Source organism: Pedococcus sp. P5_B7 (assembly GCF_054049895.1).
On the sequence record NZ_JBFULM010000001.1, the window covers coordinates 329,039 to 344,879 of the forward strand.

Below are 15,841 nucleotides of genomic sequence, written 5' to 3' on the forward strand. Positions count from 1 at the left end.
CATGCCCGGGGGTCGGTAGCCTCACCTCGTGACCACCCTCGTCCTCGCCTCCGCCTCCCCCGCCCGCCGCAAGCTGCTCGCCGCCGCCGGACTCGAGCCCAGCATCGTCGTGAGCTCGGTCGACGAGGACGCCGTCACGGCGGCGGCCCGGGAGACCTACGGCGAGCTCGTCGCCGAGGACGTCGCCCTGGTGCTCGCCCGGGCCAAGGCCGAGGACGTCGCCGACCAGATCGACGACGCGGTCGTCATCGGGTGCGACTCCGTGCTCGACCTCGACGGCGAGATCCACGGCAAGCCCTCGTCACCCGCCGTGGCCATCGCGCGGTGGCGCCAGATGCGGGGCCGCTCCGGCATCCTGCACACCGGTCACTGGGTGGTCGACACCCGCGATGAGGCCGACGGCGGCACCGGCGCCACGCTCGGCGCGACCGCCTCGACCACCGTGCACTTCGCCAAGCTCACCGACGACGAGATCGAGGCCTACGTCGCCACCGGCGAGCCGCTCCGGGTCGCCGGGGCCTTCACGATCGACGGGCTCGGCGGTCCCTTCGTCACCGGCATCGAGGGCGACCCCAGCAACGTCGTGGGTCTGTCGTTGCCGCTGCTGCGCGAGCTCCTCCTCGAGCTGGGGCTCCCATGGCACGAGCTGCTCAGCTCCGCACACCGCGGCGCCCAGGGCGAGCGCGGCTGAGCCCCTGACCGGGCCGGGCCCGGTCAGACGGGCGGGATGTCGCGGCGCTTGGTCGCGAAGTGACGCTCGCGCGTCTTGGCGTAGCGCAGCCGCAGCAGCAGCTCGGCCCGGAGCGCGTCGGCCTCGATGATCTGGTCGAGCACCAGGTCGGCGGCGAGCCGCTCGAGGTCGACGTCCTCCTCGTACTCCCGCCGCATGTCCTGCACGAACTGCTCTCGCTCGGCGGGGTCCTCGATCGCCGCGATCTTGTTGGCGTAGACCGCGTTGACGGCGGCCTCCGGCCCCATCACCGCGATGCGGGCGGTCGGCAGGGCGATCGTCGCGTCGGGACCGAAGCCCGGCCCACCCATCGCGTAGAGCCCGGCGCCGTAGGCCTTGCGCACGATCACGCAGAACTGCGGCACGGTGGCCGAGGAGACGGCCGAGACCATCTTGGCGCCGTGGCGGATGATGCCGCCGCGCTCGACCTCGGAGCCGATCATGAAGCCCGGCACGTCGGCGAGGTAGATGAGCGGGATCGAGTAGGCGTCGCACAACCAGATGAACCGGGCCGCCTTGTCGGCGCTGTCGGTGAAGAGCACGCCGCCCTTGACCATCGAGTTGTTGGCCACGATGCCGACCGTCTCGCCGGACATCCGCCCGAACCCGATGACGAGCTCGGGCGCGAAGAGCGGCTTGATCTCGAAGAACGACTCGTCGTCGACGAGGCCGTCGATGACCTCGTGGATGTCGAACGGCTGGCTCTCGCGCTCGGGCACCGTGTGTCGGGTCAGCGGCACCGACGGCTCCTCCGGCGCGTAGCTCGGCAGGTCGGTGCGCCAGCTGGACGGCAGGTAGGAGAAGTAGAGGCGCGCCATCTCGATGGCCTCGGTGTCGTCGCCGACGAGCAGGTCGCCGACGCCGGAGACGGTGCAGTGCATCCGTGCACCGCCCATGTCCTCGAGCGAGACCTTCTCACCCACCACCATCTCCGCCATGCGCGGGCTGCCGAGGTACATCGAGGCGTTGCCCTCGACCATGATGATCAGGTCGGTGAACGACGGGATGTACGCCCCGCCCGCAGCGCTCGGACCGAACAGGCAGCAGATCTGCGGGACCTTGCCCGACAGCGCGACCTGGTTGTGGAAGATGCGCCCCGCGCCGCGTCGGCCCGGGAACATCTCGACCTGGTCGGTGATGCGGGCACCCGCGGAGTCGACGAACCAGAAGACCGGCAGCTCCTCACGCAGCGCCATCTCGGTGGCCCGCACGATCTTCTCGACCGTGCGCGCACCCCACGACCCGGCCTTGACAGTGGGGTCGTTGGCGATGACGATCGCGGGCCGGCCGTCGACGGTCCCCCGTCCGGTGACCACGCCGTCCGCCGGGAGGCCGGTCGCCGTGGCGTTCGCGTAGCGCGCGTCCTCGACGAAGCTCCCCTCGTCGAAGAGCAGCGCGATCCGGTCGCGCACATAGAGCTTGCCCTGGTCGTCGAGCTTCGCCTGCGCCTTCGCCGGCGCAGTCGCGGAGGCGAGGTATGCCGCGGCGAGCCGCTCGCGGACGTCGGTCACCTTGGGGTCGGACCCACTGTCGCCGCCGACGGCGAACGGGGGCTGGCCGGCGGGCTCTGACGGGACGGACGCGGGGGTGGAGGTCACCGGCATACCCTGTCGCACTGCCTCGTGAGTTGCTGCGTCTGGGACGGTTGCCACGGGATCAGGCGGTCGGCAGGCCGAGGTGGCGGGCGATGACCATGCGCTGCACCTCGGAGGTGCCCTCGCCGATCTCGAGGATCTTGGCGTCGCGGTAGAAGCGGGCCACGGGGTACTCCTCCATGAAGCCGTTGCCGCCGAAGACCTGGGTGGCGATGCGGGTCGCGGTGACGGCGGCCTCGGTGGAGTAGAGCTTGCAGATCGCGGCGGCCTGCTTGACCTCCTTGACCGAGCGGCGACCGTGCTCCAGCTCGTCCTTGAGCCAGGCGGCCTTGTAGGTCAGCTGGCGGGACGCCTCGACCATCACGGCGAGGTCGGCGATCTGGAACGAGACGCCCTGGTTGACGCCGATCGGCTTGCCGAACGCCTTGCGGGTCTTGGCGTACTCGGTGGTCTCCTCGAGCATCCGCTGGCTCATGCCGACGGCGAGCGCCGAGATCGCGATGCGACCGTCGTCGAGGGTCTTGAGGAACTGCTTGAAGCCCTCGCCCTCGTTGCCGAGGAGGTTCCCGGCCGGGACGCGGCAGTCCTCGAAGGTCAGCCCGTGGGTGTCGGAGGCGTGCCAGCCGAGCTTGTCGTAGGCTGGCTCGACGGTGAATCCCGGTGTGCCGGAAGGGATCATGATCGCGCTGAGCTGGGCCGAGCCGTCGTCGTTTGTGCCCGTCCGGGCCGTGACGGTGACAACGGAGGTGATGTCGGTGCCGGAGTTGGTGATGAACGCCTTGGAGCCGTTGACGACCCACTCGTCGCCGTCGCGGACCGCCTTGGTGCGCGTGGCACCGGCGTCCGAGCCGGCGTCGGGCTCGGTCAGGCCGAACCCGGCGAGCGCGCGACCGGCCACCAGGTCGGGCAGGAAGCGCTCCTTCTGCTCCTGCGAGCCGTAGGTCAGGATCGGGTTGATGCCCAGGCCCACCCCGGCCGACAGCGTGATGCCGATGGACTGGTCGACCCGACCGAGCTCCTCGATGGCGACGCAGAGCGAGGTGAAGTCGCCGTCGTCGCCCATCCCGCCGAACTCCTCGGGCACCACGAGGCCGAACAGGCCCAGCTCGCCCATCTTCGGCACCAGGTCGCTCGGGAAGTGGTGGTCCTTGTCCCACTTGGCGATGTGGGGCTCGACCTCGGCCTCGGCGAACTCCCGGACGACCTTGCGGAAGTCCTCGTGCTCCTTGCTCAGCTCGAACATCGGTTCTCCTTCGTGGTGCGCGCCGGGACGGACTTGATCGAAGACCCGCTCCCGGCCACGCGGCATACCGTGGGTGTGGTGGTGCTTGACGGGGGTGATGTGCTTGACGTTGACGTAAACGTAAAGCAATACTCACGGGTATGCCAGCCCCAGCCGCCACCGAGGTCGACGAGACGGTCGTCGAGACGGTCGTCGAGAAGGTCGACCACTCGGCCGACCGGTCGTGGACGATCCGGGAGATCGCGGACGAGTTCGCGGTGACCCACCGCACGGTGCGGCACTACGAGGAGCTCGGTCTGATCACCCCCGAGCGGCGCGGCACCACCCGGGTCTACCACCGCCGCGACCGCACCCGCCTGGCCCTGATCCTGCGGGGCAAGCGGCTCGGGTTCCCGCTCGAGGAGATCCGCACGATCATCGACCTCTACGACCGGCCGCGCGGCAAGGCCAGCCAGCTCGAGTACGTGCTCGGGCAGATCGACGAACGCCGCACCGACCTCGAGCAGCGCCGGCGAGACCTCGAGGACGCGCTGACCGAGCTCGCCGAGTTCGAGCGCCGCTGCCGGGCCGACCTCGACCGGCTGGGCTGACCCGGGGCGCCGCGCCTCAGCGCAGGAGGAGCTCGGCGAGCAGGCGGTGCCACCACTGCTCGACCGCGTCGGGGCTCCAGCCGCGTTCGCGCACCGCGATGTCGTAGGCCTCGAGCGAGACCACCATCGCGTAGGTGTCGAGGGCGGTCTGCACGTCGACGCCCTTGGCCCAGGCCTTGGCCGGCCACGACTCGAAGAGCCGACGACGCTGCGCCTCTCCCCGTCCGCGCCCCACCTCGTACGCAGCGGCGAGGTCGGACTCCTGGCGGCGGGCCTCCGCGACGACGCGCAGGACGTCACCGCCGCGCTCGAACAGGCGCCGGTCGAAGCCCACGAAGGCGCGCAGCTGGGCGGACGGGTCCCCCACGAACGAGGCCATCTCGGCAACCACGCGTGCGACGTCGGCGCTCTCCTCGGCTGCATCGATCAGGGACGCCGCGAGTCCGGCCTTGCTGCCGTAGACGTGGTAGACGGTCGCCTCGGAGACGCCGGCGCCGCTGGCCACCGATCGGACGCTCGTGCCCGACCACCCCTTTTCCAGGAAGCGCTCGCGGGCCGAGCGGGCGATCAGCAGGCGGGTGCGCTCGGCCTGCTGCTCACGCAGCTCGGAACGGTACGTCCTGGAACTGGTCACGCAGACCACTGTACAGGTTGACTGAGCAGGTCTATATTCACTGAGCAATGCTCTAATCAATAGGCAGACACTCAACCAAAGGACGATCACATGACCACCATCACCACCGCCCGCGTCACCGGCTCAGTCACCGGCTCCGCCACCGACCGCACCCCCGACGACATCGCCACCGAGGTGCTGCGCCGGCTCGAGGGCGCCTGGAACGCCGCCGACGGCGCCGCCTTCGGCGCGGTCTACCGTCCCGACGCGTCCTTCGTGACCGTCCAGGGCCAGCACGCCCAGGACGCGGAGGCGATCGGGGGCGGGCACGCCGGGATCTTCGCCACCATCTACGCCGGGAGCGTCAACAGCATGGAGCTCGTCTCCGCCCGCGAGCTCGCCGACGGAGTCGTCCTCGCGGTCTCGCGCAACACCCTCCGAGTCCCGGCCGGACCGCTGGCCGGCACCCACCAGGCGATGTCCACCAGCGTCGTGGTCCGCGACCCCGACGGCGGCTGGAGCGTCGCGGCCACCCACAACACCCTGATCGGGCGCTGACATGGTGACCGCGACCAGCCCGTCCGCCGCGACAGCAACCCCGTCCGCCGCCACAGCAACCCCGTCCGGCACCGCGACGGCGGCCCCGTCCGGCATCGCCACGCCATCAGTCGCCCCGCGCTCCCGCTGGCGCACGGCCGCCCTGCTCGGCGCCGCCGGTGTGCTGCTCGGCGCCGGGGGCAACCTGCACCCGCACGGCCACGGCGAGACCGTCGACGACTACCTGGCCTCCATGCTCGGCGCCCCGACCTGGCCGATCGCGCACCTCCTCCTGCTGGCCGGCACACTGCTGGCCGCGGTGGCGTTCCTGGTGCTGTCCCGCAACGCGGCCTCCGCCGCGGTCCGCCGGTGGGCCCGGATCGCCGCCGCCGGGTGGGTCCTCGGCGGCCTGGAGGGCGTCCCGCACCTGCTCGCCGACCGCGACCTGGACGGGCTCACGCACCACCACGAGACCCCGGTGCTCGACCTGCACGCCATGCTCCAGGTCGGCGCGACTCCCCTGCTCGGGCTGACCGGCGCCGCACTCGCGGTGGTCGTGGCCCTGGCCGTCCGCACCCGGTCCGCCTGGGTGCTCGCCGTTCCCGCCGTGGTGGGCGGCCTCGGGTATGCCGTCGCCGGACCGTTGATCAACCTCACGCACGACGTCGGCGTGGCGGGGTTGTTCCCCCTGCAGGCCGGTCTGGCCCTGTGGCTCGTCGGGGCAGCCGCGCTCACCGCTCGGGGCCGTCTGACGCCCTCGAGGTCGACCGCCTGACCGTCCGGTCACCGCTGCCCGGCGTTCCTGCCGCACCGCCGGTGGACGCGAGCGAGACGCTATGCACTGCCCCACATCCGGGGGCAGTGCATAGCCACAGCCAGCGTCGCGGTGGCGACGCACCCCGGCAGTGTCGCCGCGATGCGAGCCCAGGACCACGGACGCGAGGGGCAGGCCCGCATCCGTGGTCCTAGGCTCGCGACATGGCCAGTCAGAGCGTTCTGTTCATCGGCGGCACCGGCGTGATCAGCTCGGCGTGCGTCGCCGAGTCGGTCGCCAAGGGCTGGGACGTCGCGATCCTCAACCGAGGCACCAGCACCACGCACCCTGCCCATCCCGACGCCGAGGCGCTCACGGCTGACGTGCGTGATGCGGTGGCTGTGCGCGACGCCGTCGGCGAGCGCGAGTTCGACGTCGTCGTGGACTTCCTGTCGTTCACGCCCGACCAGGTGCAGCAGCAGCTCGACCAGTTCGCCACCCACACGGGGCAGTACGTCTTCATCAGCTCGGCCTCGGCCTACCAGACTCCCCCAACGCGTCTGCCGGTCACCGAGTCGACGCCCCTGCGCAACCCGTTCTGGCAGTACTCCCGCGACAAGATCGCCTGCGAGGACCTGCTCGTCCGGGCCTACCGGGACGACGAGCTCCCCATGACGATCGTGCGCCCCTCGCACACCTACGACCACACGCTGCCGCCCTTCGAGGGGCGCTGGACCACCATCGAGCGGATGCGTCAGGGCAAGGAGGTGCTGGTCCACGGCGACGGCACCTCCCTGTGGACGATCACCCACCACACCGACTTCGCGCGGGCCTTCGTCGGCCTGCTCGGGCATGGTGAGGCGATCGGCGAGGCCTTCCACATCACCGGCGACGAGGCCCCGAGCTGGAACCGCATCTACACCGACATCGCCGAGGCCGCGGGCGTCGAGCCCCGGCTGGTGCACGTGCCGTCGGACGCGGTGGCCGCGGTCGACGAGGAGTTCGGGGCGAGCCTCCTGGGCGACAAGGCCCACACGATGGTCTTCGACAACAGCAAGATCAAGGGTCTGGTCCCCGGCTGGCAGGCGGTCGTGCCCTTCCGCCAGGGAGCGCAGGAGATCGTCGACTGGCACGACGCCGACTCGGCCCGACGGGTCGTGGACGCCGACCTCGACGCGCTCTACGACCGGCTCATCGCCGCGCACCGGGTCTGATCGCCCCCCGGCCTCAGCGAGCCGTTCATGCAGGTCACAGCGATGTCGGCTAGGTTCGCCGCCGTGGACTGGGACGAGCTGCGCACCCGGATCGTCACCGCCTCCGGCGACGTGGCGATGGGCGCCCCTGCCCTGACGGTGGCGGTGGTCGCCGCGCTCCTCGTGGTCGCGGTGCCACCGGTCTGGCAGGTGCTGCGGCTCGTCGTGACCCTCGTCCACGAGCTCGGCCACGCGCTCGTGGGCCTGGCCGTGGGTCGCCGCTTCACCGGGTTCGTGCTGCGCGGCGACATGTCCGGCCACGCCGTCACCGTCGGCCCCGCGCGTGGTGTTGGCCGGGTGGTCTCGACCTGGGCCGGCTACCCGGCGCCGGCGGTCGTCGGCGCCGCCCTGGTCTGGGCGGCCGGTCGCGGGTGGGCGGCACCGGTGCTCACCGTGGTGCTCGGGATCTGCCTGCTCGCCCTGGTGCGGGTGCGGTCGCTGCTCACCGCGGCGGTCATGGTGGTCGCCCTGGCCGCGACCGCGGCGGTGTGGTGGTGGCGCGACGACGGTCTGCAGGCGCAGGTGCTGGTCGCAACCGGGATCGTGCTCATCGTCGGGGGTTGGCGGCACCTCGGTGCGGCCATGGCGTCACGCACCGCGGGCAGCGACCCGGGCGTGCTCGCCTCCCTCACGCACGTGCCACGGGTGGTCTGGAACGCCAGCTTCGTCGTCGTCTGCGCCGTCGCCACCGTCCTTGCCGCCCTCCAGCTCGCCGTCGCCTGGGGGTAGCGCCGCCGCCCTAAGCGTTCGACAGCGCGAGTCCCTGTTCGTCGAGGCCCTGCTGGTGGAGGAACAAGTCGATCTCGGTCGCCGTCGGCGCGGTCGCCGGGCCACGCCGGGTCACCTTGATCGCGCCGGCCGCGTTGGCCCGCCGAGCCGCGGTCTCCCAGTCGGCACCCGCCGCCCGGCACGCGACGAGCACGCCGGTGTGGGTGTCGCCCGCGCCGTTGGTGTCGACCGGCTCCTGCGGGAAGCCCGGCAGGTGGGTCGGCTCGCCCACGACCTCGACCTCGCGCACCCAGCAGCCCTTGGGACCATCGCGGACGATGGCCACCGCACCGGCCGGCAGCCGGTCGGCCACGGCCTCGGTCGCTGCGGCCGGGTCGGACCGCCCGGTCAGCGCAGCCGCCTCGTCGGCGTTGCTGGTCCACACCCCGGTGCGGGCCAGCACCCGCTCCCGCAGGTCGTCGGTGAGGTCGGCGAAGGCCGCGCCGGGGTCGAGGACCACCACCACCCCGCGGTCCAGCCCGTCGAGCCAGGCCAGCAGCGGGTCGCGGGTCAGCCCGACGAGCGAGAAACCACTGACGCACACGAGGTCGCCCCCCACCGGAGCCGCAGTGGCGAGCGACTCCACGGTGATCCGTCGCTCGGCACCCTGGGTCGTCACGAAGGTGCGCTCGGCGCTGGGCTCGATCATCACGAAGCAGATACCGGTGTCGAGGTCAGGAACCGGCGGGCTGCTCACGGACACCCCCTCGGCGGCCAGGGCGGCACGCACCAGGTCGCCGTTCGCGCCGGTGCCGACGGCCCCCGCGAGGACCGCGTCCGCGCCCGACCGGGCAGCCGCGACGAGGATGTTCACCGCGCCGCCGGCGTACCGCGCGTAGGACTGCGCGACGGCGTTGCCCCCACGCACCGGCAGCGCGTCGACCTCCACCACCTCGTCGACCAGCGCCTGCGCGGTGTGGATGACTCGGGGGCCGCGCGACTGCCGCTCGTGCGTGGTCATGCTGAGGGAGTATGCCGCGTGGTCACCGACCACGCTGCCCACGCGCCGCCCGGGTGGCCGTGTAATGCTGCCAGACATGGCGACCCCTCCCGAGACCACCCTGCTGATCCTCGGCGCGGGAGGTGACCTCACCCACCGGCTGCTGCTGCCGGGGCTGGCCAGCCTGCTCGCCGTCGAGCCGGCGCGGTCGGTCCGCGTCGTGGGTGCCGACCGGGTCGACCTCTCGACCGCGGACTGGAAGGCGCGCGTCAAGGACTCGTTCGCCGCGGCCAAGCCGGCCGCGAAGGTGACTGCCGCGGTGACTCGGCACACGGCATACCTCCGCACTGACCTGCTCGACGAGGAGGCTCTGCGCGCGCTCGTCGCGGGGTGCGGCGACGGGCCCCTCGTGATCTTCTTCGCCCTGCCGCCGCAGGTGACCATGAAGGTCTGCGACCTGCTCCAGCACGTCGACCTGCCGGACACGACCCGGCTCGCACTGGAGAAGCCGTTCGGCACCGACCACGCATCGGCGGTCGCGTTCAACGCCCTGCTGCACAAGGTGGTGGCTGAGGAGGACATCTTCCGCATCGACCACTTCCTTGGCGTGGCAACGGTTTTCAACCTCGTGGGCCTTCGGTTCGCCAACCGCATGCTGGCCCCGATCTGGAGCGCGGAGCACATCGAGCGCGTCGAGATCGTCTACGACGAGGACCTCGCGCTGGAGGGACGGGCCGGCTACTACGACGGGGCCGGGGCGCTCAAGGACATGCTGCAGAGCCACCTGCTCCAGGTGCTCGCGCTGTTCGCGATGGAGTCGATCGCCACCCTCGACGCCCGCGAGCTGCAGGACCAGAAGGCGCAGGTGCTCCGGGCCACGAAGGTCTGGGGCGGCTCCCCCAAGCGGTCGTCGCGGCGGGCCCGCTACACGGCCGGCACGATCGGTTTGCGGAAGGTGCCGGACTACGCGAAGGAGCAGGGGGTCGACCCGCAGCGGTCCACCGAGACGCTCGCCCAGGTCACCCTGGAGGTGGCCAACAGCCGCTGGGCGGGGGTGCCGTTCGTCGTCCGCAGCGGCAAGGCCCTGGGTGCGCCGCGCAAGCAGATCGTGGCCCACTTCCGCGACGTGCCGCACCTGCCGACCGGCTTCGTCGGCGGGTCGGACGGCGACCGGCTCACCATCGACCTCAAGCCGGGGGCGGTGTCGCTCACGCTGACGATGAACGCCGAGGGCGACCCCGTCGACCTCGAGCAGAAGACCCTCACGGCCCTGCTGGCGGCTCCCCGCATGCAGCCCTACGGCGAGGTGTTGGCGCAGATCTTCGACGGCAGCCAGCTGCTGACTGTTCGCGGCGACGCCGCCGAGGAGTGCTGGCGGGTGATGGAGCCGGTCATCAAGGCGTGGGCCGACGGGCGGGTGCCGTTGGAGACGTATGCCGCCGGGTCCGACGGGCCTGAGGGCTGGCTCACGCCGTAGGCCGTCACGACGGTCGGGTGTTCGGGCGGACGTCCATGGTCGCGAGGAACGCCTCGAGGAGCTTTCGAGCGCCGCCATAGGGCCGCACGGAGTCGTCCCACTCGGGGCGCCATACCGCGACGATGGTCATGGCATCACGCTGCGAGTCACCTCCGCCGAAGAACGCCAGAACGTCATGGTCGAACGGCACCAGCAGGCCTGGGTGGCAGTCCCTCGGCTCGAGGCACAGCTGGATCGCTCGGTTGTCGATCCCCGTGCAGGGGGAGTCGCCCGACTTCACGCAGTAGTCCTCGACCCACGCCAGGAGGTAGGCGTAGGTCTCCTGGCGCGTGTCCGGGTCGAGCGGGGCGTTCCAGACACTGACCCTGACGTCGCCGGTGGGAGAGTCCTCGGGCGCCTTGAACCAGTCGTGCGCAGGGCTCCGCCAGTCCTTGACGTCGGTGGTCCAGCTCCAGGCGCGGATCGCCGCGTTCGGTGTCCAGTCCTTGGGGTACTGGAGGGTGAGGTCGTACTGACTCGACCGGTAGGTCAGGAGGGACGGCTGCCTGGACGACGATGTGGACGACTGCGGGTCGGGGGTCGTGGCCGGCTGCGGCGCGCTGGTGCCGCGTCCACCCACCAGGGAGGTCGCGGCCACCAGCACCACCGCGGCGGCGGCCGTGGCGACCACGGATGCCCTGCGGATCCGGTGCGCGCGGGCGGCCGAGCGCACCGCGGTCAGGTCGACCTGTGGCACGAGCACCTCGTCCGCGACACGACGCATCGCCCGGGCCAGCCGCTGGTCGATGCTCATGACGTTGCCTCCGTGGCGGGTAGGGCGCGGTGGCCGACGGGCTCGGCCAGCAGCTCGGCCAGCCTCCTCGCTGCGGCGTGGCTGTGGCTCTTCACCGTGCCGGGTGCCATCGCGAGCGTCTCGGCGATGTCGGCCTCGGTCAGGTCCTCGTAGTAGCGGAGCACCATCACCGCCCGCTGGCGAGGTGGCAGGCTCAGCACGGCGCGCCAGACCCGATCGTGCTCAGCCAGCTCGTCCACGCGGTCACCCCACGAGGGCTCGGCCACGGACACCAGGAGCGCCTCGCGGGACGAGCGCAGCCGCCACCAGGAGACGGCCTGGTTGACCAGGACCTTGCGTGCGTAGGCCACCGGGCGCTCCATGGCGTCGACCTTCGGCCACCGCTGGTAGACCCGCACGAGGGTCGTCTGCATGAGGTCCTCGGAGCGCTGGTGGTCACCGGTCATCAGGTACGCGGTGCGGAACAACGTCGCGCTGTGCACGCGCACGAAGTCGGCGAACCGGTCCTCGTCGCTCTGCCGCATCACCCCTCCTCGAGGAAGGACCAGCTGAGTGGACCCTCTACCCCCTCAACGCCGCGAGGAAGCCGTCAGGTTCAGTCGTGCGACCACCGGTGACCGGCGGACGGGCACCCACGCGCGGGGCGCGCTGCCGTCCTCAGGGTCGCACCATCAGACGCGGGTGCGCACCGTGTAGAGCTCGGGGAAGAAGGTCAGGTCGAGGGCCCGGCGCAGGAAGTCGACGCCGGACGAGCCGCCGGTCCCCTTCTTGTGCCCGATGGTGCGGGTGACGACCTGCAGGTGACGGAACCGCCACTGCTGGAAGTTGTCCTCGAGGTCGACGAGCTCCTCGCAGGTCTCGTAGACGCCCCAGTGCTCGGTCGGGCGGGCGTAGACGGCCGCGAAGGTGTCGACCAGCGCGTCGTTCTCCCGGTAGGGCTGCGTGACGTCGCGCTCCAGCAGCTCGGCCGGGATCGCGTAGCCGCGACGGGAGAGATAGTGCAGGAACTCGTCGTAGAGGCTGGGCTCCTCGAGCAGCTGGGCGAGCATCGAGCGGGCCGCCTCGTCGTGCTCGAAGACCTTCACCATGTCGGCGTTCTTGTTGCCGAGCAGGAACTCCACGGCGCGGTACTGCCAGGACTGGAAGCCCGAGCTGGTCGCGAGGAAGGGCCGGATCTCCGCGTACTCACTCGGGGTGAGGGTCGCGAGCACCGACCACTGGTCGGTGAGGACCTCCTGGATCCGCTTGACCCGCGCCAGCCGCTTCAGCGCCGGGGCGAGCTCGTCGGTGGTGAGCAGCGCCCGGGCCGACCGCAGCTCGTGCAGCATCAGCTTGAGCCAGAGCTCGGAGGTCTGGTGCTGGATGATGAACAGCAGCTCGTCGTGCTGCGCGGGCTGGCTGCGCGGGTGCTGTGCCGACAGCAGCTGGTCCAGCCCCAGGTAGTCGCCGTAGGACATCGCCGCGGAGAAGTCCCGCTGCACGCCCTCTTCGATCTCTCGCACCGACCGCGCGTCGTCACCGCTCATGGCGCCCACCCTAGGGCCCGGGCCGGGGCCGCCCGGACCTGGTCACCACCGGCCGTGGGGCGCCCCGGTCGGAGGGCGCCCACGCGGCATACGGCGGTGTCTGTCTCAGTTGAAGGCGACCGGGTCCGGGCCGGTGCGCTCCGTACGGTCCAGGGGGGTGAACGCGGCCAGGTCCTCGTCGTCGAGCTCGAACCCGAAGACGTCGAAGTTCTCGGCGATCCGGCTCGGGGTGACGGACTTGGGGATGACGACGTTGCCGATCTGCAGGTGCCAGCGCAGGATCGCCTGCGCCGGCGTCACCCCGTGCTTTTGCGCGATGTCACGGACCACCCGGTCGTCGAGGACGGAGCCGCCGGACGCGAGCGGGCTCCACGCCTCGGTGAGGATCCCGTGGTCCGCGTGGAACTCGCGCAGGGCCGCCTGCTGGAGGTAGGGGTGCAGCTCCACCTGGTTGATGGCGGGGAGCTCGCCGGTCTCGTCGGCGAGCCGCTGCAGGTGGTCGATCTCGAAGTTGCAGACCCCGACGGCCCGGACCCGGTCGTCGTCACGGAGCTTGAGCAGCGCCTTCCAGGTGTCGACGTAGTTGTCCTTGGCCGGCGTGGGCCAGTGGATGAGGTAGAGGTCGAGGACGTCGAGGCCGAGACGACCGAGTGAGGCGTCGAAGGCCGCGAGCGTGGGCTCGAACCCGTGGTCGTCATTCCACACCTTGGTGGTGACGAACAGGTCGTCGCGGGACAGCTCGGTTGCCTCGATGGCCCGCTCGATGGCCCGCCCGACACCTTCCTCGTTGCCGTAGAGCCGCGCGGTGTCGATGCTGCGGTAGCCGACCTCGAGAGCGGTCGCGATGGCCGCTTCGACCTCGGCGTCCGGCACCTGCCACACCCCGAACCCCAGCTGGGGGATGTCGATCGGGTCGGCGCCGGTGGAGAGCTGGAGGTTCGGGACTGAGGTCATGGACTCGACTGTATGCCGCGCCCGCAACGGTTTCCTGACGGGTCACCGGTCAGGACGGGGAGGTACCACCCGGGCCGTCCGAGTGTCACCGAGGCCACACCGGGTGGGTGGGGGTGACGTCACGGAAACGGGCTAGGCTCCGGCGCATGGCGCCCATCTCCGAGACGACGACGAAGCCGATCTCCAAGGTCCTCATTGCCAACCGGGGCGAGATCGCCGTCCGCATCGCGCGGGCGTGCGCGGACAGCGGCATCGGCTCCGTTGCCGTGTATGCCGATCCCGACCGCGACGCCCTGCACGTCAAGGTCGCCGACGAGGCCTACGCGCTCGGTGGCGCGACCCCCGGCGACTCCTACCTGGTGCAGGAGAAGCTGCTCGAGGTCGCCCGCAAGTCCGGGGCCGACGCGGTCCACCCCGGCTACGGCTTCCTCGCCGAGAACGCCTCCTTCGCCCAAGCGGTCCTCGACGCCGGACTCACCTGGATCGGCCCCTCCCCCGACGCCATCGACTCCCTCGGCGACAAGGTCAAGGCCCGCCACATCGCCGCCCGCGCCAACGCCCCCCTGGTGCCCGGCACCGCCGACCCGGTGGCCGACGCCGACGAGATCATCGCGTTCGCCGAGGAGCACGGGCTGCCCGTGGCGATCAAGGCGGCCTTCGGTGGCGGCGGTCGCGGCCTCAAGGTCGCGCGCACCATCGAGGAGATCCCCGAGCTGTTCGACTCGGCCACCCGTGAGGCGGTCGCCGCCTTCGGTCGCGGCGAGTGCTTCGTCGAGCGCTACCTCGACCAGCCGCGCCACGTCGAGACCCAGTGCCTGGCCGACACCCACGGCACCGTCGTCGTCGTCTCCACCCGGGACTGCTCGCTGCAGCGTCGCCACCAGAAGCTGGTCGAGGAGGCCCCCGCACCGTTCCTGTCCGACGAGCAGAACGCCGAGCTGCGCCGGGCGTCCAAGGCGATCCTCACCGAGGCCGGCTACACCGGTGCCGGGACGTGTGAGTTCCTCGTGGGCCAGGACGGCACGATCTCGTTCCTCGAGGTCAACACCCGCCTCCAGGTCGAGCACCCGGTCACCGAGGAGGTCACCGGCATCGACCTGGTGCGCGAGCAGTTCCGCATCGCCAACGGCGAGGCCCTCGGCTACGACGACCCCGCCCCGGTCGGCCACTCCTTCGAGTTCCGCATCAACGGCGAGGACGCCGGCCGCGGCTTCCTGCCCGCCCCCGGTGTCGTCGCCGTGTTCGAGCCGCCGTCCGGTCCGGGGGTCCGCCTCGACTCCGGTGTCGTCGCCGGCGACGTCATCGGTGGCGCGTTCGACTCGATGCTCGCCAAGCTCATCGTCACCGGCAGCGACCGGCACCAGGCGCTCGAGCGCTCGCGGCGCGCGCTGGCCGAGTTCACCGTCGACGGCATGCCGACCGTCCTGCCGTTCCACCGCGTCATCGTGGCCGACCCCGCCTTCGCGCCCGAGGGCGACAAGCCCTTCTCGGTGCACACCCGCTGGATCGAGACCGAGTTCGACAACCAGATCGCGCCCTACTCGGGTGTCGTGGCCGAGGCGCCCGAGGAGACCGGCGAACGCCAGAGCGTGGTCGTCGAGGTCGGCGGCAAGCGCCTCGAGGTCGTGCTCCCCGGCGGGCTGTCGCTCGGTGGTGGCTCCAGCGCCGCGAAGAAGAAGGCGCCGCGACGCTCCGGTGGCTCCAAGGCCGGTGCGGCCGCCTCGGGCGACTCCCTCACCGCCCCGATGCAGGGCACCATCGTCAAGATTGCCGTCGAGGAAGGCCAGGAGGTCGCCCCCGGCGAGCTGGTCGTCGTCCTCGAGGCGATGAAGATGGAGCAGCCGATCAACGCCCACAAGGCCGGGACCATCACCGGACTCGTGGCCGAGGTGGGCCAGACCGTGACCAACGGCGCCGTGATCGCCGAGATCAAGGACTGACGCGCGCGGCATACCTCGCACCACGTCATCCCCTGCACCACGCCGAGCATGACGGGCGCCGCCTCCCAGCCGGGAGGCGGCGCCGTGGTGTGGAAGGTCAGCTCCGTGGAGCCAGCCCGGTGGGCGGT

General features: G+C 71.4%; 16 protein-coding genes. 8 read left to right on the plus strand and 8 right to left on the minus strand.

Translation table 11 applies throughout. From position 1 onward, the window contains the following. The first annotated feature begins 28 nt into the window (after window positions 1-28). Complete coding sequence (locus ACXJKD_RS01490) at window positions 29-691, plus strand: Maf family protein (protein WP_457252553.1); 663 nt, start codon at window positions 29-31, stop codon at window positions 689-691. Window positions 692-714: 23 nt separating this feature from the next. On the opposite strand, the gene ACXJKD_RS01495 is transcribed toward ACXJKD_RS01490, so the two are convergent. Further along, window positions 715-2,328 carry an acyl-CoA carboxylase subunit beta gene (locus ACXJKD_RS01495; RefSeq protein WP_457252554.1) on the minus strand — a complete coding sequence of 538 codons (1,614 nt, stop codon included), beginning with the start codon at window positions 2,326-2,328 and terminating at the stop codon, window positions 715-717. A 58-nt stretch (window positions 2,329-2,386) separates the two neighbouring features. Then, window positions 2,387-3,568 (minus strand): acyl-CoA dehydrogenase family protein, encoded by a 1,182-nt coding sequence (locus ACXJKD_RS01500; protein ID WP_457252555.1) that lies wholly within the window; start codon window positions 3,566-3,568, stop codon window positions 2,387-2,389. A gap of 140 nt (window positions 3,569-3,708) precedes the next feature. Here ACXJKD_RS01500 and ACXJKD_RS01505 point away from each other — a divergent pair, with 140 nt between their 5' ends. Beyond that, window positions 3,709-4,158, plus strand: a complete 450-nt coding sequence (locus ACXJKD_RS01505; RefSeq protein WP_457252556.1) for a MerR family transcriptional regulator — start codon at window positions 3,709-3,711, stop codon at window positions 4,156-4,158. A 16-nt stretch (window positions 4,159-4,174) separates the two neighbouring features. Here ACXJKD_RS01505 and ACXJKD_RS01510 read toward each other — a convergent pair whose 3' ends face one another. Then, window positions 4,175-4,792 carry a TetR/AcrR family transcriptional regulator gene (locus ACXJKD_RS01510; protein ID WP_457252557.1) on the minus strand — a complete coding sequence of 206 codons (618 nt, stop codon included), beginning with the start codon at window positions 4,790-4,792 and terminating at the stop codon, window positions 4,175-4,177. A 90-nt stretch (window positions 4,793-4,882) separates the two neighbouring features. Between ACXJKD_RS01510 and ACXJKD_RS01515 the strand changes: the two genes are divergently transcribed. The 4 genes from ACXJKD_RS01515 (at window position 4,883) to ACXJKD_RS01530 (ending at window position 8,044) form a co-directional block, all read left to right on the plus strand. Continuing rightward, a complete protein-coding gene (locus ACXJKD_RS01515; RefSeq protein WP_457252558.1) occupies window positions 4,883-5,329 on the plus strand; it encodes an SgcJ/EcaC family oxidoreductase in 447 nt (148 codons plus the stop codon). Window position 5,330: 1 nt separating this feature from the next. Beyond that, window positions 5,331-6,083 (plus strand): hypothetical protein, encoded by a 753-nt coding sequence (locus ACXJKD_RS01520; RefSeq protein ID WP_457252559.1) that lies wholly within the window; start codon window positions 5,331-5,333, stop codon window positions 6,081-6,083. A gap of 203 nt (window positions 6,084-6,286) precedes the next feature. Continuing rightward, entirely contained in the window at window positions 6,287-7,276 is a 990-nt protein-coding gene (locus ACXJKD_RS01525) for an SDR family oxidoreductase (RefSeq protein ID WP_457252560.1), read from the plus strand. 42 nt (window positions 7,277-7,318) lie between these two features. Continuing rightward, window positions 7,319-8,044, plus strand: coding sequence for a M50 family metallopeptidase (locus tag ACXJKD_RS01530; protein ID WP_457252561.1), 726 nt, complete (start codon window positions 7,319-7,321; stop codon window positions 8,042-8,044). A 10-nt stretch (window positions 8,045-8,054) separates the two neighbouring features. Here ACXJKD_RS01530 and ACXJKD_RS01535 read toward each other — a convergent pair whose 3' ends face one another. Next, entirely contained in the window at window positions 8,055-9,044 is a 990-nt protein-coding gene (locus ACXJKD_RS01535) for a PfkB family carbohydrate kinase (protein WP_457252562.1), read from the minus strand. A gap of 76 nt (window positions 9,045-9,120) precedes the next feature. Between ACXJKD_RS01535 and ACXJKD_RS01540 the strand changes: the two genes are divergently transcribed. Then, window positions 9,121-10,500: a glucose-6-phosphate dehydrogenase gene (locus tag ACXJKD_RS01540; RefSeq protein WP_457252563.1), complete on the plus strand. Its 1,380-nt coding sequence runs from the start codon at window positions 9,121-9,123 to the stop codon at window positions 10,498-10,500. A 4-nt stretch (window positions 10,501-10,504) separates the two neighbouring features. Here the strand turns inward: ACXJKD_RS01540 and ACXJKD_RS01545 are convergent, their stop codons facing one another. From ACXJKD_RS01545 to ACXJKD_RS01560, 4 genes are all read right to left on the minus strand, one after another. Continuing rightward, window positions 10,505-11,293 carry a hypothetical protein gene (locus ACXJKD_RS01545; RefSeq protein ID WP_457252564.1) on the minus strand — a complete coding sequence of 263 codons (789 nt, stop codon included), beginning with the start codon at window positions 11,291-11,293 and terminating at the stop codon, window positions 10,505-10,507. Continuing rightward, entirely contained in the window at window positions 11,290-11,817 is a 528-nt protein-coding gene (locus tag ACXJKD_RS01550; protein WP_457252565.1) for a SigE family RNA polymerase sigma factor, read from the minus strand. Before ACXJKD_RS01550 ends, ACXJKD_RS01545 begins: the two co-directional genes overlap by 4 nt. Window positions 11,818-11,964: 147 nt before the next feature. Further along, window positions 11,965-12,819, minus strand: coding sequence for a tryptophan 2,3-dioxygenase (kynA, locus tag ACXJKD_RS01555; RefSeq protein ID WP_457252566.1), 855 nt, complete (start codon window positions 12,817-12,819; stop codon window positions 11,965-11,967). A 105-nt stretch (window positions 12,820-12,924) separates the two neighbouring features. Further along, the gene (locus tag ACXJKD_RS01560; RefSeq protein ID WP_457252567.1) at window positions 12,925-13,773 is read right to left on the minus strand and encodes an aldo/keto reductase; all 849 of its coding nucleotides are present in this window, start codon (window positions 13,771-13,773) and stop codon (window positions 12,925-12,927) included. A 146-nt stretch (window positions 13,774-13,919) separates the two neighbouring features. On the opposite strand from ACXJKD_RS01560, the gene ACXJKD_RS01565 reads away from it, so the two are divergent. Beyond that, complete coding sequence (locus tag ACXJKD_RS01565) at window positions 13,920-15,713, plus strand: acetyl/propionyl/methylcrotonyl-CoA carboxylase subunit alpha (RefSeq protein WP_457252568.1); 1,794 nt, start codon at window positions 13,920-13,922, stop codon at window positions 15,711-15,713. Window positions 15,714-15,841 lie beyond the last annotated feature (128 nt).